Origin of the sequence: uncultured Stenotrophomonas sp., from assembly GCF_913778665.1 — a bacterium.
Classification (GTDB): Bacteria; Pseudomonadota; Gammaproteobacteria; order Xanthomonadales; family Xanthomonadaceae; genus Stenotrophomonas.
This window is the reverse complement of sequence record NZ_CAJYVQ010000010.1, coordinates 87,544-109,836: the sequence shown is the minus strand read 5'-3', so window position 1 is coordinate 109,836 and position 22,293 is coordinate 87,544. Positions and strand designations below refer to the sequence as shown.

Genomic DNA, 22,293 nt, shown 5'->3' with positions numbered 1-22,293 from the left:
GGCCTCAGCGGGTGTTCCATTCGTGCACGGTCAGCTCAGAGGCCTGCATCGTCACCAGCGGATCGGTGGCGACGATGGCCTGCGCCTGCGCCAGGCTGCCCACGTTGCACAGCACGTAGGCGCCACCGCTGCCATCGGCAAAACCGCCGGTCAGCTGCAGCTTGCCCTGTGCCTGCAACGCATCGAGGAAGTCACGGTGCGGCTGCACAGCGGCGGCGTTGAATTCGGCCCGGCGCATGGCCAGCACCAGGTAGACGGTGCCCGCCATCAGGCCAGCGCCTGCCAGCGCGCACGCAGCTCATCCAGGCGCAGGTCAGCCGCCGAGCCCGGCGACACGCGTGCGGCGAGGCTGCTTTCCGGCGTACGCCCCTGCCCTGCACTGCCGGCGCCTGCCGCCGCGGCCTTGTAGGCATCGCGGAACGGCACGCCGGCCACTGCAGCTTCCACTGCCACATCGGTGGCGTACATGCCCGAATCGATCGCTGCGCGCAGCTTGTCATCGCGCCATTCCAGGTTGGCCAGCAAGGCGGGCAGCAGATCCAGCGCGGCCAGGCCACGGCCGAAGCCGTGGAAGATGGCACCCTTGGACGACTGCAGGTCACGGTGGTAGCCCGACGGCAGCGACAGCAACTGCTCGATCTCGGTGCGCGCGGCAGCCACGCTTGCATGGGTGGCACGCATCAGCTCGATCACGTCCGGGTTGCGCTTGTTGGGCATGATCGAGCTGCCGGTGGTGTACTGCGCCGGCAGAGCGACGAAGCCGAACTCCGCGCTGGTGAACAGCGACAGGTCCCAGGCGATGCGGCGCAGGTCCAGCGTCGCGCCGCCCAGCGCTTCGAGCGCGGCCAGCTCGAACTTGCCGCGCGACAGCTGCGCATAGATCGGCGAGATCTGCATGCGCGCGAAACCGAGCGCCGCCGTGGTGTGTTCGCGGTCCAGCGGCAGGTTCACGCCGTAACCGGCAGCGGTGCCGAGCGGATTGGCATCCACCAGCGCGTGGGTGTCGCGCGCGCGGATCGCATTGTCGATGAAGGCTTCGGCCCAACCCGCCCACCACATGCCGGCCGACGACACCACGGCACGCTGGATGTGGGTGTACCCGGGAATCGGCAGATCCTTCTCGGCCTGCGCACGATCCAGTGCGACCTTGGCCACGTCGGCGCTCAGCTGGGCCACGCGCTGCAGCTTCTCCTTCAGCCACAGGCGGGTGGCGACCAGGATCTGGTCGTTGCGGCTGCGGCCGGTATGGATCTTGCGGCCGGCATCGCCGAGGCGTTCGGTCAGGCGTGCTTCGATCGCCGAGTGACCGTCTTCGTACTGCGTATCCAACACGAAACGGCCTTCACGGAAGTCCTGCGCCAGCACGTCCAGCTCGCACAGCAGTCCAGCCAGTTCCTCGGAACTGAGGATGCCGATGTGCTGCAGCCCCTGCGCATGCGCGGCGCTGGCGGCAATGTCATGCAGGAAGAACTCGCGGTCGAGGATCACATCGTCGCCGGCGAGGAAGGTCTGGATCTGGGCGTCGACAGCGACGCCGGGCTTCTGCCAAAGAAGGTCTGCCATGGGGACTCCGGAATGCGGGTTCAGTGCGGGATCGACGTCAGTTCGTCGATGCCCAGCGCGAGGTTGAGGTTCTGCATGGCCTGGGTGGCCGCGCCCTTCAGCAGGTTGTCCAGGGTCGCCACCACCACCACCCGCTTGCCGCCCGGGGCCAGGGTGAAGCCGCCGATCTGGGCACCATGGCGGCCGGCGATGCGGCTGACCCACGGCGCTTCGTCCACCACCTCGATGAGTGCCTCCCCGGCATAGGCGTGCCGGAAGCGCTCGACAATCTGCTCGCGGGTCTGGACGCGGTTCAGCCACAGGTTCGCGGTCAGCGTGATGCCACGGAAGTGCGGCGCGACGTGCGGCATGAACTCGACAGCCACGCCCAGCTGCACCGACACCTCGCGCTCGTGCACGTGGTTGGTCAGCGCATACGGCATCAGATTGTCGGCCAGCAGTTCGACGTTGTTCTTGTCCGAGGGCGTGGTGCCGGCACCGGAGTAGCCCGAGACGCCGAAGCACTGCGGCGGACCGGCCAGCAGGTCCAGCAGCGGATGCACCGCCAGCTGCATCGCGGTGGCATAGCAGCCCGGATTGCTGATGTGCTTCTGGCCGTTGTAGCGGCCGCGGGTCAGCTCCGGAAGGCCGTAGTACCAACTACTGTCGAAGCGGTAGTCGGCCGACAGATCGACGATGACGGTGTCCGGCTTTGCCGCGTCCAGCGCGGCCACAAACGGTGCGGCCAGGCCATTGGGCAGGGCCAGGATCACCGCATCCACGCCCTTTGCCGCCATGGCATCGGCGTCCAGGTTCTCGTACTGCAGGTCCCCCTGGAATTCCGGATGGTGATCGGACAGGCGCTGCCCGGCGCGTTCGCGCGAGGACACGAAGGCCAGTTCCAGGCGCGGGTGCGCGGCCACCAGCCTGATCAGCTCGGCACCGGTATGGCCGCGGGCACCGACGATGCCCAGGGTGAAAATCGAATCGCTCATGCGTGACTGTCCAGGCGGTACTGCAGATGGCGCTTCACGCCCTGCCATTCCGCATCGATGATGGAGAAGATGACGGTGTCGCGCGGCGTGCCGTCGGCGTGCCGCTTGTGGTTGCGCAGCACGCCATCCTGCTTGGCGCCGAGGCGGGCGATGGCGGTGCGCGAGGTGATGTTGAACCAGCTGGTTTCCAGCACCACGCTGATGCAGCCCAGGGTTTCAAAGGCGTGCCGCAGCAACAGCAACTTCGCTTCGGTGTTCACGCCGGTGCGCTGTACGCGCGGCGTGTACCAGGTGTAGCCGAGGCTGAGTTTCGGCACGCTGGCGTCCAGGTCGTAGAACCGCGTGCTGCCGATGACCTCACCGGCGGCATCGCAGATCACGAACGGCAGTACCTTGCCTTCGGCCTGCGCCTGCAGCGCGGCCTGCACATAGGCCTCGACCCGCGCCGGCGACGGCACCTGGGTGTACCAGAGCTGGTCCAGGCCGCTGCCTTCGAGGGCATCACGCAAGCCCGGCACATGCTCCATCTGCAGCGGCTGCAGCGTCACGTGCTGGCCACGCAGGGTGGGTACCCGGTTCCAGGCGTCGGGATTGCTCATCGCTCAGCCCTGCAGGCTCGGCGCGCGCTGGGCGCAGTGTTCGACATAGGTGCGGATGCGATCGATGCCATCGGCGCCGTACCAGAACACCTTCCAGTGGTCCTGCTTGTAGCAGCCATCGGATTCGGCGTAGTAGAAATGGTTGATCGGGTTGCCGTGGCGCGAGCGCCAGAACAGCTGCGGGGTTTCCTCCAGCATCACGTTCCAGACCGCGCGGCCCAGGCCTTCGCCCTGTGCATCGTCGAGCACGGCGAACTTGTCCAGGTACACGCCTTCGGCCTCGTCGGTGAGGATCACCGCGGTGCGGTAGTTCTCGCTGACATAGGCGCGCAGCAGTTTGGTCTTCTCGAAGTACTCCGGCACCAGGGTGCGGCCGAAGCTGGATTCGATCAGGCCCTTCAGGCGCGGCAGGTCCAGTTCGTTCCAGGCGGTGGCGCGCAGCACTTTTTCGCCCTTGCGCACCAGCGTGCCGGAGCCCTTGTGGGTGAACAGCTCCTTGGCCAGGTCGGCCGGGCGGGTGATCGACACCGACGATTCCAGCGGCAGGCGATCGAGCAGATCCTTGATCTGTTCGATCTTCACCTTCATGCCGCCGTGGATCCACGGCTGCGCGATCAGGTGGTCGTACTCGGTGGACAGGTTGATCGAATCGATCACGTTGCCCGCCTCGTCCAGCAGGCCGCCGGTGCCGGTCAGGAAGATGATCTTGTACGGCTGCAGTTCCTGCACCAGCTCGTTGGCGGCGAAGTCGGCGTTGACGTTGAGGATCTGGCCGCCCGCGGTTTCGCCCAGGCTGGTGATGACCGGGATCGAGCCCGCGCGCAGGCTGGCCTCGATCGGTGCCAGGTTGACCTTCTTCACCTCGCCGACCAGGCCGTAGGTATCCACGTCCAGGTACTCGGCCTCGAACACGCCGCCGGTGATCGAGGTGGCGCGTGCACCGTTCTGCTGCAGCGCCTCGACCAGGCGCAGGTTGGACTGCTGGAACACCCGGCGCACGATCGCCAGTGCTTCCGGCGAAGTCACGCGCAGGCCTTTGACGGTCTGCTTGTCGATGCCGGCCGCCGACAGCTCGGCATCCAGCTGCGGGCCGGCGCCGTGCAGCACGATCGGGGTCAGGCCGACTTCCTGCAGGAACGACAGCGAGGAGGTCAGCGCGTCGAGGTCATCGCGCAGCACCGCGCCGCCGACCTTGACCACGGCGAAACGCTTGGCGTCCAGCTGCGAGAAGCGCTTGAGGTACTGGCTGATCTCCTTCGCGCTGGCCATGCTGGAAAGCAGGCGCACGATGGTCTGGCGGGTCTGGCGGTGGGGCTGGAGGGCAGGAGACATTTCGGTTTCGTCGGAAAGGGAATAATCAGGCGCCGGCGGCAATGATGCGGTGCACGGCGTCGGTGTAGCGCTGCAGCTGGTCCAGCGTCACGAACTCATCGGCGGTATGGGCCTGGGCGATGTCGCCCGGGCCGAACACCAGCGTGGTGTAGCCACCGGCCGAGAACAGCGAAGCCTCGGTCCAGAAGTCCACCGCGTTGCCGATCGGCAGGTCCAGCGCATCGGCCACGTCGCGCGCCAGCAGGCGGCGGTTCTCGGCTTCGGCGATATCACCGGCCGGCAGGCTGGGGCCACGGAAGGTTTCGGTGAACAGGGCCGCCTGCGGTTCGGCGAAGCCGGCAAAGGTCGCCAGCAACGCGTCGATATCCATCGACGGCAGCGGCCGGAAACCGAAGCGCACTTCGGCCGCCGGGGCGATCATGTTGGCCTTGATGCCACCCTCCACGCGGCCGATGTTGAAGCGCAGGCCGGTCAGCCCACCGAAGCGGGCCGAGGCCAGCGATTCGACATGATCCAGCGCGCGGTTGCCCCAGCGCATCGACTGGTGCAACGCGCTGGCAGCCGCATCCTGCTTGCCCGAGGCATGGCCGGCACGACCGGCGAACTGCATCAGCACCGAGCTGATGCCGCGATGCGCCAGCACCGCTTCGCTCATGGTCGGCTCGGCCACCAGCACCGCTTCGTACGGAATTCCGCGGGCCAGGAACGCGGCGATGCAGCGCGGATCGTTGGCTTCTTCATCGCTGGAGAACAGGAACGCGGCATCACCATCGCTGGCGTTGGCCGCGGCCACCAGCGCAGCGGCCGCGCCCTTGATGTCGCATACGCCGAGGCCGACCACACGGTCGTCCAGGCGCCGCATCACATGCGGGTCGGCGCTCCAGTGCGGCGAGTCCGGCACCGTGTCCAGGTGCACGTTGAACAGGTACTTCGGCGTACCGCGCACGGCGTACAGGCTGACCGCACCGGCACCATGGTCGATCACCTCGACGTTGAACCCGGGCAGGTTGTCGCGCAGGTAATCGAAGATCCCTCCGGTGGTGATTGCACGCGGCGGGTTGCGGGTGTCGAAGGACACCAGGGCCTGCAGGTGATCGAGCGTCTGTTCAAGCATGAATCAATAGTTCCTTTGATGCCGCCATCAACCTAGGCTGGAGGAGAGCCCCCTTCTTGTTGAAGGGGGCGCGCCGAAGGCGCGGGGTTAAGGTGAAATGCGTGGGCTCGTGCTCAAGTCAACCGCGGTTGACTTGGGCAAAGAGCGTCGAGCTCATGCCGAACAGCTTGATGAAGCCCTCCGCCTCTTCCACGCCCCAGTCGGCCGACTGCGCGTAGGTAGCGCCCTTGGTGTTGAGCAGGTGTGGCGACTTCACCGCCACCGCATCGACGCGGCCACCGCGGGTTTCCAGCACCACTTCACCGTTGACCTTGGCCTGCGAAGACTTCAGGAACGCTTCGATGTCGGCCTTCAGCGGGTCGTGGTAGAAGCCTTCGTACACCAGCTCCACCCACTTGCGCGCCACGTCCGGCTTGAAGCGGTTCTGCTGCTTGGTCAGCACGGCGTCTTCCAGCGCGCGGTGCGCGGCCAGCAGCGAGACCAGGCCCGGGGCCTCGAACACGATGCGGCCCTTCAGGCCGATCACGGTGTCGCCGGTGTACACGCCACGGCCAACGCCGTACGGGGCGAACAGCTTGTTGAGCTGGGCCAGGATCTGGTCGCCCGGCAGCGCCTTGCCGTTCAGTTCGACGGCTTCGCCTTCGACGAATTTCAGGGTCACGTTCAGCGCCTGCTCCGGCCACTCGCTGCGCGGCGCGCACCAGCCGCGGGCACCTTCGCCCGGGGCTTCCCAACGGTCGATCTCGCCGCCGGACATGGTCAGGCCCAGCAGGTTCTCGTTGATGGTGTAGGCCTGTTGCTTGGCACGCACGCCAAAGCCGCGCTCTTCCAGGTACTTCTGCTCGTAGGCGCGGGTCTGGGTGTGCTCCTTCTGGATCTCGCGGATCGGCGCGATGATCTGGTAGTCGCCCAGTGCCTTCACGGCCAGGTCGAAACGGACCTGGTCATTGCCCATGCCGGTGCAGCCGTGGGCGATGATGTTGGTGCCCAGTTCGGCGGCACGCTTCAACGCGGCATCAACGATCAGGTAGCGGTCCGACACCAGCAGCGGGTACTGGCCCTGATAGCCTTCGCCGGCCCACACGAACGGCTTGACGAAGCCGTCCCAGATGGCCGGGCCGCCGTTGACGGTGACGTGGCTGGTCACGCCCAGCTCGGCGGCGCGCTTCTCGATGAAATCGCGTTCTTCATCATCCACGCCGCCGGTGTCGGCGAACACGGTGTGCACGTTGTAGCCACGCTCCTGCAGGTACGGCACGCAGAAGCTGGTATCCAGGCCGCCGGAGAAGGCGAGAACGACGTCTTTGTTGCTCATGGGGGTCAGGTCCAATCAGGTGGGGTAGCGCCGGGCCATGCCCGACTTCGTCTTCGTAACGTCGAGCCATGCTCGACTTATTCTTTTCAGCGCCCGGCAACTGCGGCCATGATCGCCTTCTGCACGTGCAATCGGTTCTCGGCTTCGTTGATGGCGATGCACTGCGGCGAATCCATCACGCCATCGGTGGCCTTCACGTTGCGGCGCAGCGGCAGGCAATGGCTGAACACCCCGTTGTTGGTCAGCGCCATCTTGCGTTCGTCGACGATGAAGTGCTTGTACTGGTCGCGGATCGGCTTTTCCGGTTCCCAGTTGCCGAAGAACGGCAGCGCGCCCCAGCTCTTGGCGTAGACCACGTCGGCGCCGGCGTAGGCGCTGTCGATGTCATGGCTGATCTTCAGCGAACCACCGCTCTCGGCCACGTTCTGCTCGGCCCAGCCCATGTAGCGCTCGTCCAGGATGTAGTCGGCAGTCGGGCACAGCAGGGTCACGTCCATGCCCATGCGGGTGGCGATGGTCAGCGCCGAGTTGGCCACAGCGGTGTTCAGCGGCTTGGGGTGGTAGGTCCAGGTCAGCACGTACTTCTTGCCGCGAAGGTCCTGGGTGCCGAAGTGCTCCTGCAGGGCCATCACGTGCGCCAGTTCCTGGCACGGGTGGGTGATGGTCTCCATGTTGATGACCGGCACCGGCGAGTACTTGGCGAAGCTGTTGAGGACGATGTCCTGGCGGTCGTAGGCCCAGTCCTGGAACTTGGGGAACGCACGCACGGCGATGATGTCGCAGTATCGGCCCAGCACCTTGGCCACTTCGGCGATGTGTTCTTCGGTATCGCCATCCATCACCGTGCCGAGGTTGAACTCGATCGGCCACGCATCCTTGCCCGGCTGCAGCACCACCGCGTGCGCGCCGAGCTGGAATGCGCCCAGTTCGAAGCTGGTGCGGGTGCGCATGGACGGGTTGAAGAACACCAGCGCGATCGACTTGCCCTTGAGCTGGTCGCCGAGCTTGTTGCGCTTGAACAGCGCGGCCTGGGTCAGCAGCGCGTCGAGATCGCTGCGGCTCCAGTCCTGGGTGTTCAGGAAGTGCTTGGGGGACATCATCTTTCCTTGCGTGGCAGCGCCGGGTCCGGCGCGGTGGAAGGGAAAAGCAGGAAGCAAAGGTGGAACGAAAAGATTGCAGTTGCAGCTTTCAGAACGCGCAAACGAAAAAACCCAGCCGGCGGGCTGGGTTTTTTTCGGACGAACAGCAAAAAGCTCCGGTTACCCAGCGAGAATGTGGGGTTCCGGTCGACGGGCACGCGAGGTCATACCCGACGCCTGTCGGGCTGCGCTGCTGTCGTGCTGGAAGTCGGTGAGCTTCATGGTCGACCATCTTTGCATGCGGCCGGGGCCGGCGCAAGAGGCGGGGGCCCGGAATCAGGGATTGCCGGTGGCGCCCTGCTCGGGGCCGACCCAGGGGGTGATCGACACCCGGATCTTCAACCGGTTGCCGGGGTCTTCCGGCAGCCGCGAGCGGTACTTGGTGCCCTTGTAGACGTAATCCACGTCGTAGGCAATGGGCCGGCGGAATTCACGCCCGACCGGCACGATGCGGCAGTCGCGGGTCAGCATCGGGCCGGTGGTGGCCGGCGCCGGAGCTGGCGTCTCGGCCGCGGCCTCCTCGGAGACCTCCTCGTCACTGCGCTTGAACATCGAGCGCACCGAGTCCCAGAAGCGGCTGATCCGGCCCTTGTCCTCGACCGGCTCTTCGCCGGTGACGTTGACCGGGGCCAGGGTCCGGGTCGAGATCGGCTCGCAATGCTCCTCGGTACGGGTCGCGCGCAGGGTCTGGAACACCGGCTCGACGTTCAGTACCTGTGCGTAGTCGAACTTCACGTTCTCCACGATCACCACCCGGTTGCGCGGCTCGGCCTCCTGCGCCTGGGCCACGGCGGCCGTCGCCGACAGGCAGGCCAGGGTCAGCAACGCGGTGGATTTCATTGGCGACGGGAGCAAGGGCACGGCGATAGTGTAGGCAGTGGCGAGCGCAAGGGGCTGAACATTACCCGTCCACGCCGCTCCTGCCCACCCCACCTTGGGCGGGTACGGCGTCCACCGGTGGCAAGCGACGCCCCCAAAAGGGGGCCGACACGTTCTAAAATCACAGGCTTGTCCCCCAGCCACAGCCCCATGACCCTGCGCCTGCACAACAACCTGACTCGCCAGCTCGAACCGTTCACCCCGATCGACCCGGCCTGTCCGACCCTGTATGTGTGCGGCCCGACGGTCTACAACTACGTGCACATCGGCAACGCCCGTGGCCCGGTGGTGTTCGGGGTGCTGGCCGACCTGCTGCGGCGCCGATTCGGTGGCCTGCGCTACGCGCGCAACATCACCGACGTGGACGACAAGATCAACACCGCCGCGCGTGAGCAGGGCGTGCCGATCAGCACCATCACCGACAAGTTCGCCGCCGCGTATCGTGAAGACATGGCCGCGCTGGGCGTGGTGCCGCCGGACATCGAGCCGGAGGTGACCGCGCACATGCCGCAGATCGTCACCATGATCGAGCAGCTGATCGCCAATGGCCATGCCTACGCCGCCGAAGGCCACGTGCTGTTCGCGGTGGCCAGCTTCGACGGCTACGGCAAGCTGTCGCGCCGTGACCCGGATGAAATGCTGGCCGGCGCCCGCGTCGATGTCGCCCCTTATAAGCGTGATCCGGGCGACTTCGTGCTGTGGAAGCCGTCCAGCGACGATCTGCCCGGCTGGGAATCGCCGTGGGGCCGAGGCCGCCCGGGCTGGCATATCGAGTGCTCGGCGATGGCCGCCGCCCATCTGGGCGAGACCATCGACATCCATGCCGGCGGCGTCGACCTGCAGTTCCCGCACCACGAGAACGAGATCGCACAGAGCGAGTGCGCCCACGGCGGCAAGATCTTCGCCCGCTTCTGGCTGCACAACGGCATGCTCAACTTTGGCGGCGCCAAGATGAGCAAGTCGCTGGGCAACATCGAGCGCGTACATGACCTGGTACGCCAGCATCCGCCAGAGGCCCTGCGCCTGGCGCTGCTGTCAGCCCACTACCGGCAGCCGCTGGACTGGTCCGACGCGCTGATCGAACAGTCCGCGCGCACCCTGGACCGCCTGTACGGCACCCTGCGCGACCTGGCGTCGATCGAAGCCAGCGCAGTGATCCCGGCCAGCGTCGAAGCGACCCTGGATGACGACCTGAACACCCCGCAGGCGCTGGCCGAAGTGGCCCGCATCGCCGCCGACGCGCGCCGTGCTACTGACCCGGCCGAGCAGGCGCGCCTGAAGGGCGAGCTGCTTGGCGCCGGCCTGGCGCTGGGCCTGCTGCAGGCCGATCCGGCGCAGTGGTTCGGCACCGCCGCAGGCGACGACGCTGACGATGCGCGCATCCAGGCCCTGATCGACGAGCGTGCGGCGGCCAAGAAGGCGCGCGATTTCGCCCGTTCTGATGCCATCCGCGACCAACTGGCCGCCGAAGGCATCGTGCTGGATGACACCCCGCAGGGCGTGCGCTGGTCGCGCAAGCGCGGCTGACCTGCCCTGCCCCGTGGCCGGTCCGCCGGCCACGCCCCCACTGTAGAGACTGTTGTGACCGACTCCCCATTCCCGCTTGAACCCACCGCCGCCGAGGCCCAGGCCGCCATCGCCGAGGAATTCGGCTTCTTCGGCGACTGGTCCGAGCGCTACCAGTACTTGATCGACCTCGGCCGCAAGCTGCCTACCTTCCCGGAAGAATGGAAGACTGAGGAGCACCGCCTGCTCGGTTGCCAATCGATGGTCTGGATCGTGCCGGAAGGCAACGCGCAGTCGCTGCGCTTTCATGCCATCAGTGATTCGGCGATCGTTTCCGGCCTGATCTTCCTGGCCCTGCGCGTGTACTCCGGGCGCTCGGCACAGGAAATCCTGGACACCGAGCCCAGCTACATCCAGGACATCGGCCTGGCCCGCCATCTCTCGCCGACCCGCAGCAATGGCGTGGCGGCGATGCTGGCGTTCATCCGTGAAACCGCGCAGGCACAGCTGCAGCGCGAACAACCGTGAGCGAGCCCGCCACAGCCGAAGAGACCGCGCTGGGCCTGCTGTCCCGGCCCGGCTTCGCCAAGCTGCTGGCCTACCGCATCTTCGCGATGCTGTCCTACCAGGTGGTTGCGGTCACCGTCGGTTGGCACATCTACGAAGTCACCCGCAATCCGTTCTCTCTGGGCCTGATCGGCCTGGCGGAAGTGCTGCCGTTCTTCTGCGTGGCACCCTTCGCCGGTTATCTGGTTGACCATCTGCCGAGGCGCCGGCTGGGGATGTTCGCCTGCTCCGGACTGATCACCACGGCGCTGGTGCTGACCGGCGTCGCCACCGGTTGGCTGCCATTTGAGGGCGTGTGGCCGATCTACGCCGCCATCGCCCTGACCGGCATGGTCCGCGCCTTCCTGTCGCCGATCTACAACGCGCTGTTCGCGCGCGTACTGGCCCGCGATCAGTTCGCGCGCGGTGCCGGGCTCGGCGCGGTGGTGTTCCAGGCCGGCATGGTCGCCGGCCCCGCGCTGGGTGGCGTGCTGGTCGGCTTCGGCGGCAAGGGCCTGTCCTATGCGGTGGCGACCGCGTTCGCGCTGGTGGCGATGGCCTGCCTGGCCACGCTGAAGGTCGAGGAACCGGTGCATACCGGCCCGGCCGCGCCGATCTTCAAGAGCATCGCCGAAGGCGCGCGCTTCGTGGTCGGCAACCGGATCATGGTCGGCGCGATGGCGCTGGACATGTTCTCGGTGCTGCTCGGCGGCGTGGTGGCGATGCTGCCGGCGTTCCTGCACGAAATCCTGCACCACGGCCCGGAAGGCCTGGGCATCCTGCGCGCGATGCCGGCGCTGGGCTCGGTCTGCGTGGGCCTGTGGCTGGCGCGCCACCCGCTGCACCGCAATGCCGGCCGCGTGCTGCTGTTCGCGGTGGCCGGGTTCGGCCTGTGCGTGATCGGCTTCGGGCTGTCTCAGCACTTCTGGCTGTCGGCACTGATCCTGCTGTTCTACGGGGCGTTCGATGGCGTGTCGGTGGTGATCCGCTCGACCATCCTGCAGCTGGCCACACCGGAGGAAATGCGCGGACGGGTGTCGTCGATCAACGGCATCTTCATCAGTTCGTCGAACGAGCTGGGCGCGTTCTATGCCGGCACCATGGCCCGGCTGCTAGGCCTGGTACCAGCGGTGGTACTGGGCGGGTTCGCGGTGCTGAGCGTGGCCGGTATCACGGCGTGGAGGAACCCGACGCTGCGGAAACTGAATTTGCGTGATCTGCAGTGACGCTGCGAACAGCGGATTCGGCGGCGCCGGGCGTTTGGCTGGGGCCATTGCTCTCCCTCTATGATTGCGCTTGTCACTTTCTTTTCGCGAAAAGAAAGTAACCAAAGAAACGCTCCGCCATCCGCGAGCCGGTGCTACGCACCGGTGTCCTGCGCTCCTCGCCGAATCAGGGGACGGCGCGGAACTCGCTTCGCTCGGACACCCGCGCCTCTTCGCCCCTGATTCCCCTGCGCTGCTCGGCTCGCTACAAGGCGGACCCAACAGCCGTGAGCGCACGCATGACCGCTCCTGGTAAAGCCAAGCCATGCTTGGCTGCTTTTGCTTTTGCTTTTGCTTTTGCTCTTCCTTGCCCTCCGGCTTCGGCCTGAGCCGAGCATGGGCTCGGCTCTACAGCGGCCGCGCGCGCAGGAAAGCATCAAGAGCCTGCGGGTGGGTCCGGGCAGGACCGTCCGCGGCATGGATGCCGCGGCCGAGATTACAGGGATGTACTTGCAGCGTGTCCTGCCCGGACCCACCCGCAGGCTCCCTCCGATACCCGGAAGGCGCCGTTCTACCCAGCCAACCACCCCCAACAAAAAACCCGGCCGAAGCCGGGTTTTCTGCATGACCAGACAACGACCGGGAATCAGTCGCCCTGCTGCTTCTGCAGGTGCTCCCAACGCTCCTGGGCGTCGATGGTGCGCTCGGCAGTCAGGCGCGCCTCCAGGCGCTCCAAGCCGATCTCTTCACCGGTGTCCACGCAGTAGCCGTAGTCGCCGGCTTCCAGGCGCTTGAGCGTGCTGTCGATCTTGCCGATCAGCTTGCGGTAGCGGTCGCGGGTACGCAGTTCCAGCGAATTCTCGGTCTCGCGGGTCGCGCGCTCGGCTTCGTCGCCGATGTCACGCACTTCCTCGCGCAGGTTCTCGATGGTCTGCTTGGACTCTTCCACGAGGTCAGCGCGCCAGTTCTGCAGGCGCTGGCGGAAATACTCCTGCTGCAGCGGGCTCATGTATTCCTCTTCCGAGGACGGCTTGTAGCCAGCCGGCAGGATCGGGCGGCCGGTGGCCTCGTCGGTCTTGTACTCGACCACCTTGTACTTGCTGCGCGGGGCCGGTGCCGCCGAACGGGCGGCGACGGCGACGGCGACCTTGCCGACAGGGCGCGACACGGTCTTCGGGGCGGAATCGGATTTCACGGCGGTTTTGGCAGGCGATTTCGAAACGGGCACGGGATTCTTGGATTGCGGGGCCTTCGATGCAGCAGGAGCGGCGGCCGGCGCCGGCTGGGAAGCCGGTTGGGCTGCTGCCACTGCCGCGGTCTTGGCCGGGACAGGCTTGGCCGGAGCCGGCTTGGCAGCTGGCTTCGGTGCGGACTTCACTACGGGGGCCGCGGTCGGCTTGGCGGCCGGCACGGCGACATTCTGGGTGACGCTCTTTACAGCGGCAGGATTGGCGGCAGGTTTAGCCGCGGCCGCCTTCTTGGCCGCCTTCTTGGCCGCCGGCTTGGCAACCGGCTTGGCCGCTGCCCTTTTTACCACCGGCTTCGGCGCCGGCTTGGCGGCGGCCTTCTTCACCGGCGCGGCCTTGCTGGTGGCCTTCTTCACCACCGGCGCCTTCTTGGCAGCAGCGGCGGGCTTGGCCTTGGCAGGTGCAGCGGCCTTTTTCGCCGCCGGCTTGGTTGCCTTGACCGGCGCTTTCTTTGCGGTGGCCTTCCTGGCCGCCGGTTGCGAGGACGCTGCCTTGGTCGCCGGCTTGCTGGCCGGCTTCTTGGCAACGGGCTTTGCCGCCAACTTCTTCACAACAGGCTTGGCGGTTTTCTTGGCGGCCGTTGCGGCCTTTTTTGCAGTTTTTTTAGCAGCCACGAAACGCTCTTCCTTGGATTCCCCGGGGCCCGGGAAAGCGGGCCTTTATAGCCTACCCGACCCGCAGCAGCAACCTCGGCAGCCCAGCTCCATTCAGTCCTGGAGTCAAGGCGCCCAAGGGGCGGTCCGACGAACACGGACCGCCTCGCGCGGTACGGAACCTGTCCGGCACCCGAGAGTGCCGGTACCGGTCGCAGGCCATCGGCGACATGCGACCAACGGCCCATCCTGCACAAATGCGGCCTTCATGCCAACTGGCATAAGATGACTGGGTGATCTCGCGCCTGCTCATTGCCCTGCTGCGCTTCTACAAGCGCTTCATCAGCCCCCTGCTGGGGCCGCGCTGCCGTTTCGTGCCGAGCTGTTCTGAATACGCGATGGACGCCATCTCCCGACACGGTCCGCTGCGCGGCAGCTGGCTGGCTGCGCGCCGGCTGGGCCGCTGCCATCCGTTCCACCCCGGCGGCTTCGACCCGGTGCCCGAATCCACCCACGCCCCTTCTTGCCGTTGCACAGGAAAACACTGACATGTCCTCCACCCTCATCATCAATGCCCGCATGGTCAACGAAGGGCGCACCTTCGACGGCGACCTGCGCATCGAGAATGGCCGCATCGCGCAGATCGGCAGCGGGCTGGCCCCGCGCGATGGGGAACAGGTGGTGGACGCGGCCGGTCGCTGGCTGCTGCCCGGCATGATCGACGACCAGGTGCACTTTCGCGAGCCGGGCCTGACCCACAAGGGCGATATCGCCAGCGAATCGGCGGCGGCCGTGGCCGGCGGCCTGACCAGCTTCATGGACATGCCCAACACCAACCCGCCGACGCTGGATTCGACCATCCTGGAAGCGAAGTACGAGCTGGCACGCGGCCGCGCCTGGGCCAACTACGGTTTCTACCACGGCGCCAGCAACGACAACCTGGAAGCGATCCGCGCGCTGGACCCGAAGAAGGCGCCGGGCGTGAAGGTGTTCATGGGCGCCTCCACCGGCAACATGCTGGTGGATGACCCGGAAACGCTGGACGCGATTTTCCGCGAATGCCCGACCCCGATCATCACGCACTGCGAAGACACGCCGATGATCGATGCCAACCTCAAGGCCTTCCAGGAGAAGTACGGCGACGCGCTGACCCCGGACATGCACCCGGACATCCGTTCGCGCGAGGCCTGCATCACGTCCACCCGCCTGGCGATGTCGCTGGCGCGCAAGCACGGCACCCGCCTGCATGTACTGCACATCTCCACCGCCGACGAACTGGCGCTGTTCGAGAAGGGTCCACTGATCCGCGCCGATGGCAGCCGCAAGCAGATCACCGCCGAGACCTGCGTGCACTTCCTGCACTTCGCGCGCCCGGATTACGCAACCAAGGGCAACCTGATCAAGTGCAACCCGGCCATCAAGGAAGTGTCCGACCGCGAAGCGATCACCGCCGCGCTGGCCGATGACGTGCTGGACGTGCTGGCCACCGACCACGCGCCGCACACCTGGGAAGAGAAGCAGAAGCCCTATGCGCAGGCACCGTCCGGCCTGCCACTGGTGCAGTACGCGCTGGTGGCCGCGCTGGAACGCGTGCACGAAGGCAAACTGACCCGCGAGCAGGTGGTGCAGAAGTTCGCCCATGCTCCGGCACAGCTGTTCGACGTGGAAGAGCGCGGCTTCCTGCGCGAAGGCTATTTCGCCGACCTGGTGCTGGTGGAAGACGTGCCGTTCACCGTCAAGCGCGAGGACGTGCTGTCCAAGTGCGGCTGGTCGCCGTTCGAAGGAACGACCTTCCGTTCGCGCGTGGCCTCGACCTGGGTCAACGGCCAGTTGGTGTGGGACGGCCGCAAGCTGGTGGGCGAACCGGCCGGCCAGCGCATGACCTACGACCGCTGATGCGCGCGGCACTTCTGTTCGGGGCGCTGCTGCTGGCGGCGCCCCTGCTCTGCACACCTTCGGCAAACGCGCAGGATGCCATCGGCAGCCTGATCGACAGCCGCGTGGTGTTTCCGTCCAGCGCGTCGCAGGGCGCGTTGGTGATCGGCAAGGTGCCGGCCGGCAGCCGTGTCCGCTACGCCGGTCGCGACCTGCGCGTAAGCAGCTACGGCAGCGTGGTGTTTGGCATCGGGCGCGACGAGAAAGGCCCGCTGCGCGTGCAGGTGCAACGCCCCGATGGTGGCAGCGAGACGGCAACCATTACGGTGACGCCGCGCGACTGGCCCATCGAGCGGGTCAACGGCGTGCCGCCGAAGACGGTCAATCCGCCGCCGGCGATCGCCGAGCGGATCAAGCGCGAACAGGCGCAGGTGACTGCCGCACGCGCCCGCGATGACGACCGTACCGATTTCACCCAGACCTTCATCTGGCCGGTGCAGGGCCGCATCAGCGGCCGCTTCGGCAATGCGCGCGTGTACAACGGCCAGCCTGGCGCCGGTCATTCCGGCATGGACATCGCGGTGCCGACCGGCACCCCGGTGAAGGCACCGGCGGCCGGCATCGTCACCTTCGCCGGCCCGGACCTGTACCTGACCGGTGGCACGCTGCTGCTCGACCACGGCTTCGGGGTCAGCTCCAACTTCCTGCACCTGTCGCGCATCGACGTGAAGGTCGGCGACCGGGTGGAACAGGGCCAGGTGATCGCCGCGGTCGGCGCCACCGGTCGCGCCACCGGCCCGCACCTGCACTGGGGCATGAACTGGTTCGATACCCGCATCGACCCATTGCTGGTGCTGGAACGTAAATAACGCGCGCAATCTGCCTTCGTGGGTGCCGACCTTGGTCGGCACAACCTCATGGAGCGTGCGGGCCAGGGTCCGCATCCGCCCAATCGATCAATCGATCAACCGCGTGCGGCCCACCACACGCGCAGCAACGTGCGCATCGGTGTCGCTTCAATCGGCTTGCCTGCGGCCTGCGCGGCGACACGGGCACGTGCCAGGCTGGACCAGACGCGGCGCGGGCGCGGGCCGGGCACGCGGGCACCCCACCCTTTCAACAGGTACTGCGCCCAGCGCTGCGCAGCATTGCTGGCGTCTTCATCCAGCAGGCTGCGCGGCACACCGGCCACGCCGGCATCCTGCAGGCGCTGGGCCAGGGTCTGCAGCTGCACCGCACGACCAGCGCCGGTGCGCGGCTTGTCGTTGAACAGCGCCGCTTCCACCGCGGCTACCGCGTCGGCGTAGTTGGCCAGCGCGCGTTCGGCGCCAGCCGCATCCAGCGCAACCGTACGCGCTTCTACCAGATCCGGCAGCGCTTCGGCCAGCTGCGCCCACGGCGCACGCACCGGCTCCAGCAGGCGCCCCAACGGGTGGCGCGACCGATGCGCAGCCCAGCTGCGCAGCTCCTCGCCCCACCACGCCAGCTTGGCGTCGGCCGGCAGCGGATCGCCACTGGTGTTGAGCATGTCGTCGAATTCCTGCAGCAGCGCGAACCACGCCACCGCGAGTTCGCGTTGCGGTTCGGCCACGAACGGGGCGGCGACCGACCACTCCGGCCAGCGGCTGCGCCACTTGTCGAGGAAACTGTCCAGCGCGGTACTGCTCACTACGCGATTCCTTACGGCTGGGCCGGGGCTGCCGGCCGGGTCGGCCAGAGACTGGCCAGTTGCAGAAGTTCAGCGTTCTCGACCAGCACGTCGGCCTGCCAGGCCAGCGGGTCGTCGCTGTGCAGGCGGTAGCCCCACAGCGCCGCCACTGACGGCATCGCCGCGGCGCGCGCGGCGATGATGTCGCGCTCGTCATCGCCCACGTAGACGCAGTCCTCGGCGGCAACACCGATGGCCTGCGCAGCGTGCAGCAGCGGCAGCGGGTGCGGCTTGCGCTCGGCCAGGCTGTCACCGCCGACCAGCACCGCGCAACGCTGCTGCCAGCCATGCTGCGGCAGGATCAGACGCGCCAGGTATTCGGGCTTGTTGGTGACGATGCCCCACACGGTACCGGCAGCCTCCAGTGCCGACAGCATGCCGGCCACGCCCTCGAACAGCACCGCGTGCTGGCCGATCAACGCTTCATAGCGCTGCAGGAATTCCGGGATCAGTGCATCGCGAGCGGCGGCATCCAGCTCCGGGAACGCGGCCCCAACCATCGCACGCGAGCCCTTGGAGACCACCGGGCGCAGCAGTTCCGGATCGATCGGTGCACGCCCACGCTCGGCCAGCATCGCATCGCAGGTCGCGACGAAATCCGGCGCACTGTCCAGCAGGGTGCCGTCCAGATCGAACAGCACCGCGCGCGGGAAGCGGGCAGAGGTCATGCCGGCTTGACCGCGTAGGCCAGGTAGTTGATGTCGGTGCGGCTGCTCAGGCGGGCGTGGTTGCGCCACGGCTCGTAGGCCATGCCGCTCACGTCCACCAGCTGCACATCGGCCTCGCGCAGCCAGCGCGCCAGTTCGGCCGGCTTGATGAATTCCTGGTAGTGGTGGGTGCCCTTGGGCAGCAACCGTGCCACGTATTCGGCGCCGACGATCGCCACCGCGAAGGCGGCAGCGGTGCGGTTGATGGTCGACAGGAACAGGTGGCCACCCGGCTTCAGCAGGCGCTTGCATGCCTCGATGATCGCGCCCGGGTCAGGCACGTGCTCGAGCATTTCCATGCAGGTGACCACATCGAAACTGCCCGGCTGCTCGGCGGCCAGGTCTTCGGCGGCCTGCACCCGGTAGTCGACCTTTGCGCCGCTTTCCAGCGCATGCAGGCGCGCGACCTTGACCAGCTCAGGGGCCAGGTCGATGGCGGTGACGTCGGCGCCCGACTGGGCCAGCGCCTCGCTCAGCAAACCGCCACCGCAGCCGATGTCCAGCACGCGGGCACCGCGCAGTGGCACGCGGTCGGACACGTACTTCAGCCGCACCGGGTTCAGCGCATGCAGCGGCTTCTGCGGGCCGTCAGCGTCCCACCAGCGGTTGGCCAGTGCGGCGAACTTGTCCAGCTCGGCCTGATCGAAATTGGAGGATGCGTGGGGGGCAGTCATGGGGTAGTCCTTGCGGCGCCAGGGCTCAGGCGCGGATATGACGGATACGCTCGCGCCACTGGCGCGCGTTGGCGATGATGCCCGGCAGGTCCATGCCGACCAGCTCGCGCTGCACCAGCTTCGGCTTGCCGGCAATCCAGACATCGCTGACCTGCTGGCGACCGGTGGCGTACACCAGCTGCGACAGCACGTTGTGCAGCGGCTGGGTTTCCAGCGCCGACAGGTCGACGCAGACCAGGTCGGCCTGCTTGCCGACCTCGATCGAACCGATGCGGTCACCGAAGCCCAGCGCGCGGGCACCGCCCAGGGTCGAGGCGCGCAGCGTGGTCGCTGCGTCCAGCGCGGTGGCATCGTCGGCCACCGCTTTGGCCAGGATCGCCGCGGTCCGGTTCTCGCTGAACATGTCCAGGTCGTTGTTGCTGGCGCAGCCGTCGGTACCGATGGCCAGGTTCACGCCAGCGCGCTGCAGGGCGCAGGCCGGGCAGAAACCGGAGGCCAGCTTCAGGTTCGATTCCGGGCAGTGCACCACGCTGACGCCTCGTTCGGCGCACAGGTGGATTTCCGCATCGGTCAGCTGGGTCATGTGCACCGCGATCAGGCGGTCGTTGACCAGGCCCAGGCGATCCAGCCGCGCCAACGGGCGCTGGCCGTGCAGCTTGATCGAATCGGTGATTTCCTGCGCGGTCTCGTGGGTGTGCAGATGCACCTGCATGTCGAGCTGGTCGGACAGCATCCGCACCCGCTCAAAATTGGCGTCGTTGACCGTGTACGGCGCGTGCGGTGCGAACGCGGTGCCGATCAGCGGGTCGGCGCGCCACTGGTCGTGCAGTTCACCGGCCTTGGCGAAGTACTCGTCGTCGGTCTTTGCCCAGGCCGTGGGGAAATCGATGATGACCGCGCCAACCAGCGCGCGGAAACCGTGCTTCTTGTAGACCGCGGCCTGCACATCACCGAAGAAATAGTTCTCGTTGGCGCAGGTGGTGCCGCCACGCAGCATCTCGGCGATGGCCAGGGTGGTGCCGTCGGCAACGAATTCGGGGCCGATCACCGCCGCTTCCACCGGCCAGATGTGCTGCTGCAGCCAGGTCATCAGCGGCAGGTCGTCGGCGACGCCGCGCAGCAGGGTCATCGGGTTGTGCGTGTGCGCGTTGACCAGGCCCGGCATCAGCGCCGCCTCGGGGCGGCTGACCACCTGCGCGGCACGGAAGCGCGCACGCGCCTCGGCACACGGCAGGATGGCGACGATCTCGCTGCCACGCACGGCCACGGCATGGTCTTCCAGCACCACCGCATGCGGCTCGATCGGGACGACGTAACCGGCTTCGATGAGCAGGTCGCAGGCTTCGGGGAGGTGCGGGCTATCGCTCATGCGGGCTCACTGGGCTGTGGGGGCGGCGAGACATTTCTGGGGACGCGCCCCTGAGTCAGGGGCTGCCGCGAAGCGGCGGGGCTGCAGATTCGTGAAACGGGGCCCATGACCTGCCGAAACAGATCATGGGAGCGCCAGCGCGAATGCGATGGCGCGTTCCCGAGCTTGGCTCGGCTCTACAGCTAATCCGGCTGCGCCGGATTATTTGACGCGTGCGGAGTATTCGCCCGAACGGGTATCAACCCTGATGATTTCGTCCTGGTTGACGAACAGCGGCACGCGGACCACGGCGCCGGTCTCCAGGGTGGCCGGCTTGCCGCCGCCGCCCGAGGTGTCGCCACGGACGCCCGGGTCGGTTTCGGTGATCTTCAGTTCGACGAAGTTCGGCGGCTGCACGAAGATCGGTTCACCGTTCCACAGGGTGACCACGCAGGATTCTTCGCCCTTCAGCCACTTCTCGGCACCGCCCATGCCGGCCTTGGTGGCCTGGACCTGCTCGAAGGATTCCGGGTCCATGAAATGCCAGTACTCGCCATCGCTGTACATGAAGTTCATGTCGGTATCGACGACGTCGGCAGCATCCAGCGAGTCGGTCGACTTCATGGTCACTTCCTGGGTGCGGCCGTCCTTGATCAGGCGGTACTTCACGCGGGTGAAGGCCTGGCCCTTGCCCGGCTTGACGTATTCGGTGTCGATGATGACGGCCGGTTGGTTGTTGACCAGGATCTTCATCCCGTTCTTGACGTCGTTCATGCCGTAGCTGGCCATGCGTAAACTCCTGAGTGGCGAAAACGCCGCGGGTGCGGCGAGCCGTTAGAATGGAAAGCCCACCGAAGGCCGGTGGGCGACTGTTTTTCTGCCCCCATGATAACCGCAGGCCCCCTCTCCATGCAGCTTTCCGCCTTCCCCCGGCCCCAGTCGACAGCCGCGCCCGCGCGCTGGCAGCAGCTCTGGCGCCAGGCGCTGCGCGACCCGCACGCGCTGCTGGCCCGGCTGCAACTGGATCCGGCCGCGCTTGGGGTCTCGGAAGCGGCCATGGCCCAGTTCGCGCTGCGCGTGCCTGAAGGCTTCGTGTCCCGCATGCGCAAGGGCGATCCCGCCGACCCGCTGCTGCGCCAAGTGCTGCCGATCGATGCGGAGATGCGCCCGGCGCCCGGATTCAGCTTCGACGCGGTGGGCGACGGCGCCGCCAGGAAGGCCACCGGCGTCATCCAGAAGTACCGTGGCCGGGCGCTGCTGGTGGCAACGGGCAGCTGTGCGATCAATTGCCGCTACTGCTTCCGCCGCCACTTCGACTATGGCGCGGAAAATGCCGCCAAGGGCGGCTGGCAGGAAGCCGTAGCCGCCATCGCGGCCGACCCGGACATCGACGAGGTGATCCTGTCCGGCGGTGACCCGCTGTCGCTGGCAACGCACAAGCTGGTCGAGCTGACCGACGCCCTGCGCGCGATCCCGCATATCCGCCGCCTGCGCCTCCATACCCGGCTGCCGATCGTGCTGCCGGAGCGCGTGGACGATGAACTGGTCTCTTGGCTGGGCAGCCTGCCGTGGCCGCTGGCGATCGTGGTCCACGCCAACCACGCCAACGAATTCGAGGCCAGCGTGGACGCCGCGATGGCGCGGCTGCGTGGCACCGGCGCCCAGCTGCTGAACCAAGCGGTGCTGCTGCGCGGGGTCAACGACAGCGTGCAGGCCCTGCAGGACCTGAGCGAGCGCAGCTTCGCCGCCGGCGTGCTGCCCTACTACCTGCACCAGCTGGACCGGGTCGAGGGTGTGGCCCACTTCGAGGTGGATGACGCCCGGGCCAAGGCATTGATTGCCGGCCTGACCGCGCGCCTGTCCGGCTATCTGATCCCGAAGCTGGTGCGCGAGCTGCCGGGCGACCCGAGCAAGCGCCCGGTGTAACCCGGTGTCGGGGCCAGGTCCCTTTTCCGCAGGAAAAGGGACC

The 22,293-nt window shown here is 67.1% G+C and carries 22 protein-coding genes; 7 read left to right on the top strand and 15 right to left on the bottom strand.

All coding sequences use genetic code 11. The features are described from left to right. Positions 1-4 precede the first annotated feature (4 nt). From QZ853_RS14565 to QZ853_RS14525, 9 genes are all read right to left on the bottom strand, one after another. Positions 5-268 (bottom strand): YciI family protein, encoded by a 264-nt coding sequence (locus QZ853_RS14565; protein ID WP_295574573.1) that lies wholly within the window; start codon positions 266-268, stop codon positions 5-7. Then, on the bottom strand, positions 268-1,563 hold the full coding sequence (gene argH / locus QZ853_RS14560) for an argininosuccinate lyase (RefSeq protein ID WP_295574571.1): 1,296 nt from the start codon (positions 1,561-1,563) through the stop codon (positions 268-270). Before argH ends, QZ853_RS14565 begins: the two co-directional genes overlap by 1 nt. A gap of 20 nt (positions 1,564-1,583) precedes the next feature. Continuing rightward, positions 1,584-2,537 (bottom strand): N-acetyl-gamma-glutamyl-phosphate reductase, encoded by a 954-nt coding sequence (gene argC / locus QZ853_RS14555; protein WP_295574568.1) that lies wholly within the window; start codon positions 2,535-2,537, stop codon positions 1,584-1,586. Continuing rightward, positions 2,534-3,136: a GNAT family protein gene (locus tag QZ853_RS14550; protein ID WP_295574566.1), complete on the bottom strand. Its 603-nt coding sequence runs from the start codon at positions 3,134-3,136 to the stop codon at positions 2,534-2,536. The genes argC and QZ853_RS14550 overlap by 4 nt, the downstream gene beginning before the upstream one ends. A 3-nt stretch (positions 3,137-3,139) precedes the next feature. After that, entirely contained in the window at positions 3,140-4,468 is a 1,329-nt protein-coding gene (locus QZ853_RS14545) for an acetylglutamate kinase (RefSeq protein ID WP_295574564.1), read from the bottom strand. 25 nt (positions 4,469-4,493) lie between these two features. Continuing rightward, a complete protein-coding gene (locus tag QZ853_RS14540) occupies positions 4,494-5,582 on the bottom strand; it encodes an acetylornithine deacetylase (RefSeq protein ID WP_295574561.1) in 1,089 nt (362 codons plus the stop codon). 118 nt (positions 5,583-5,700) lie between these two features. Beyond that, complete coding sequence (locus tag QZ853_RS14535) at positions 5,701-6,897, bottom strand: argininosuccinate synthase (protein WP_295574559.1); 1,197 nt, start codon at positions 6,895-6,897, stop codon at positions 5,701-5,703. An 86-nt stretch (positions 6,898-6,983) separates the two neighbouring features. Then, complete coding sequence (locus QZ853_RS14530) at positions 6,984-7,994, bottom strand: N-acetylornithine carbamoyltransferase (protein WP_295574556.1); 1,011 nt, start codon at positions 7,992-7,994, stop codon at positions 6,984-6,986. A 318-nt stretch (positions 7,995-8,312) separates the two neighbouring features. After that, the gene (locus QZ853_RS14525) at positions 8,313-8,876 is read right to left on the bottom strand and encodes a hypothetical protein (protein WP_295574553.1); all 564 of its coding nucleotides are present in this window, start codon (positions 8,874-8,876) and stop codon (positions 8,313-8,315) included. A 189-nt stretch (positions 8,877-9,065) separates the two neighbouring features. Between QZ853_RS14525 and cysS the strand changes: the two genes are divergently transcribed. Genes cysS through QZ853_RS14510 form a run of 3 tightly spaced genes read left to right on the top strand, consistent with a single transcriptional unit; the run spans position 9,066 to position 12,193 of the window. Further along, the gene (gene cysS / locus QZ853_RS14520; protein ID WP_295574550.1) at positions 9,066-10,442 is read left to right on the top strand and encodes a cysteine--tRNA ligase; all 1,377 of its coding nucleotides are present in this window, start codon (positions 9,066-9,068) and stop codon (positions 10,440-10,442) included. Between the two features lie 54 nt (positions 10,443-10,496). After that, positions 10,497-10,949: a SufE family protein gene (locus tag QZ853_RS14515; RefSeq protein ID WP_295574546.1), complete on the top strand. Its 453-nt coding sequence runs from the start codon at positions 10,497-10,499 to the stop codon at positions 10,947-10,949. Continuing rightward, positions 10,946-12,193 (top strand): MFS transporter, encoded by a 1,248-nt coding sequence (locus tag QZ853_RS14510; RefSeq protein WP_295574543.1) that lies wholly within the window; start codon positions 10,946-10,948, stop codon positions 12,191-12,193. The genes QZ853_RS14515 and QZ853_RS14510 overlap by 4 nt, the downstream gene beginning before the upstream one ends. A 625-nt stretch (positions 12,194-12,818) precedes the next feature. Here the strand turns inward: QZ853_RS14510 and dksA are convergent. Next, positions 12,819-14,033, bottom strand: a complete 1,215-nt coding sequence (dksA, locus tag QZ853_RS14505; RefSeq protein WP_295574540.1) for an RNA polymerase-binding protein DksA — start codon at positions 14,031-14,033, stop codon at positions 12,819-12,821. A 272-nt stretch (positions 14,034-14,305) separates the two neighbouring features. Between dksA and yidD the strand changes: the two genes are divergently transcribed. Genes yidD through QZ853_RS14490 form a run of 3 tightly spaced genes read left to right on the top strand, consistent with a single transcriptional unit; the run spans position 14,306 to position 16,756 of the window. Beyond that, entirely contained in the window at positions 14,306-14,560 is a 255-nt protein-coding gene (gene yidD / locus QZ853_RS14500) for a membrane protein insertion efficiency factor YidD (protein ID WP_005417723.1), read from the top strand. A 1-nt stretch (position 14,561) separates the two neighbouring features. After that, positions 14,562-15,908 carry a dihydroorotase gene (locus QZ853_RS14495; RefSeq protein ID WP_295574536.1) on the top strand — a complete coding sequence of 449 codons (1,347 nt, stop codon included), beginning with the start codon at positions 14,562-14,564 and terminating at the stop codon, positions 15,906-15,908. Further along, positions 15,908-16,756, top strand: coding sequence for a M23 family metallopeptidase (locus QZ853_RS14490; RefSeq protein ID WP_295574532.1), 849 nt, complete (start codon positions 15,908-15,910; stop codon positions 16,754-16,756). The genes QZ853_RS14495 and QZ853_RS14490 overlap by 1 nt, the downstream gene beginning before the upstream one ends. Positions 16,757-16,851: 95 nt before the next feature. On the opposite strand, the gene QZ853_RS14485 is transcribed toward QZ853_RS14490, so the two are convergent. The 5 genes from QZ853_RS14485 to efp form a co-directional block, all read right to left on the bottom strand. Continuing rightward, entirely contained in the window at positions 16,852-17,556 is a 705-nt protein-coding gene (locus QZ853_RS14485; protein ID WP_295574528.1) for a phytoene/squalene synthase family protein, read from the bottom strand. Between the two features lie 11 nt (positions 17,557-17,567). Then, complete coding sequence (locus tag QZ853_RS14480; protein WP_295574524.1) at positions 17,568-18,263, bottom strand: phosphoglycolate phosphatase; 696 nt, start codon at positions 18,261-18,263, stop codon at positions 17,568-17,570. Beyond that, positions 18,260-18,976 (bottom strand): bifunctional 2-polyprenyl-6-hydroxyphenol methylase/3-demethylubiquinol 3-O-methyltransferase UbiG, encoded by a 717-nt coding sequence (gene ubiG / locus QZ853_RS14475; protein WP_295574521.1) that lies wholly within the window; start codon positions 18,974-18,976, stop codon positions 18,260-18,262. The genes QZ853_RS14480 and ubiG overlap by 4 nt, the downstream gene beginning before the upstream one ends. A gap of 25 nt (positions 18,977-19,001) precedes the next feature. Next, entirely contained in the window at positions 19,002-20,345 is a 1,344-nt protein-coding gene (locus tag QZ853_RS14470) for a TRZ/ATZ family hydrolase (RefSeq protein ID WP_295574519.1), read from the bottom strand. A gap of 201 nt (positions 20,346-20,546) precedes the next feature. Continuing rightward, complete coding sequence (efp, locus tag QZ853_RS14465; protein ID WP_295574517.1) at positions 20,547-21,113, bottom strand: elongation factor P; 567 nt, start codon at positions 21,111-21,113, stop codon at positions 20,547-20,549. A 96-nt stretch (positions 21,114-21,209) separates the two neighbouring features. On the opposite strand from efp, the gene epmB reads away from it, so the two are divergent. Further along, positions 21,210-22,250 (top strand): EF-P beta-lysylation protein EpmB, encoded by a 1,041-nt coding sequence (epmB, locus tag QZ853_RS14460; protein WP_295574514.1) that lies wholly within the window; start codon positions 21,210-21,212, stop codon positions 22,248-22,250. The last annotated feature ends 43 nt before the right edge of the window (positions 22,251-22,293 follow it).

Excerpts from the sequence above, each read along its gene's own strand:
- QZ853_RS14565 (WP_295574573.1), bottom strand. The coding sequence starts at position 268 with ATGGCGGGCACCGTCTACCTGGTGCTGGCCATGCGCCGGGCCGAATTC.
- QZ853_RS14530 (WP_295574556.1), bottom strand. The coding sequence starts at position 7,994 with ATGTCCCCCAAGCACTTCCTGAACACCCAGGACTGGAGCCGCAGCGAT.
- epmB (WP_295574514.1), top strand. The coding sequence starts at position 21,210 with ATGATAACCGCAGGCCCCCTCTCCATGCAGCTTTCCGCCTTCCCCCGG.
- QZ853_RS14490 (WP_295574532.1), top strand. The coding sequence starts at position 15,908 with ATGCGCGCGGCACTTCTGTTCGGGGCGCTGCTGCTGGCGGCGCCCCTG.
- ubiG (WP_295574521.1), bottom strand. The coding sequence starts at position 18,976 with ATGACTGCCCCCCACGCATCCTCCAATTTCGATCAGGCCGAGCTGGAC.
- cysS (WP_295574550.1), top strand. The coding sequence starts at position 9,066 with ATGACCCTGCGCCTGCACAACAACCTGACTCGCCAGCTCGAACCGTTC.
- QZ853_RS14540 (WP_295574561.1), bottom strand. The coding sequence starts at position 5,582 with ATGCTTGAACAGACGCTCGATCACCTGCAGGCCCTGGTGTCCTTCGAC.
- QZ853_RS14545 (WP_295574564.1), bottom strand. The coding sequence starts at position 4,468 with ATGTCTCCTGCCCTCCAGCCCCACCGCCAGACCCGCCAGACCATCGTG.
- QZ853_RS14525 (WP_295574553.1), bottom strand. The coding sequence starts at position 8,876 with ATGAAATCCACCGCGTTGCTGACCCTGGCCTGCCTGTCGGCGACGGCC.
- QZ853_RS14550 (WP_295574566.1), bottom strand. The coding sequence starts at position 3,136 with ATGAGCAATCCCGACGCCTGGAACCGGGTACCCACCCTGCGTGGCCAG.
- QZ853_RS14470 (WP_295574519.1), bottom strand. The coding sequence starts at position 20,345 with ATGAGCGATAGCCCGCACCTCCCCGAAGCCTGCGACCTGCTCATCGAA.
- QZ853_RS14480 (WP_295574524.1), bottom strand. The coding sequence starts at position 18,263 with ATGACCTCTGCCCGCTTCCCGCGCGCGGTGCTGTTCGATCTGGACGGC.
- QZ853_RS14495 (WP_295574536.1), top strand. The coding sequence starts at position 14,562 with ATGTCCTCCACCCTCATCATCAATGCCCGCATGGTCAACGAAGGGCGC.
- argH (WP_295574571.1), bottom strand. The coding sequence starts at position 1,563 with ATGGCAGACCTTCTTTGGCAGAAGCCCGGCGTCGCTGTCGACGCCCAG.
- QZ853_RS14535 (WP_295574559.1), bottom strand. The coding sequence starts at position 6,897 with ATGAGCAACAAAGACGTCGTTCTCGCCTTCTCCGGCGGCCTGGATACC.
- argC (WP_295574568.1), bottom strand. The coding sequence starts at position 2,537 with ATGAGCGATTCGATTTTCACCCTGGGCATCGTCGGTGCCCGCGGCCAT.
- efp (WP_295574517.1), bottom strand. The coding sequence starts at position 21,113 with ATGGCCAGCTACGGCATGAACGACGTCAAGAACGGGATGAAGATCCTG.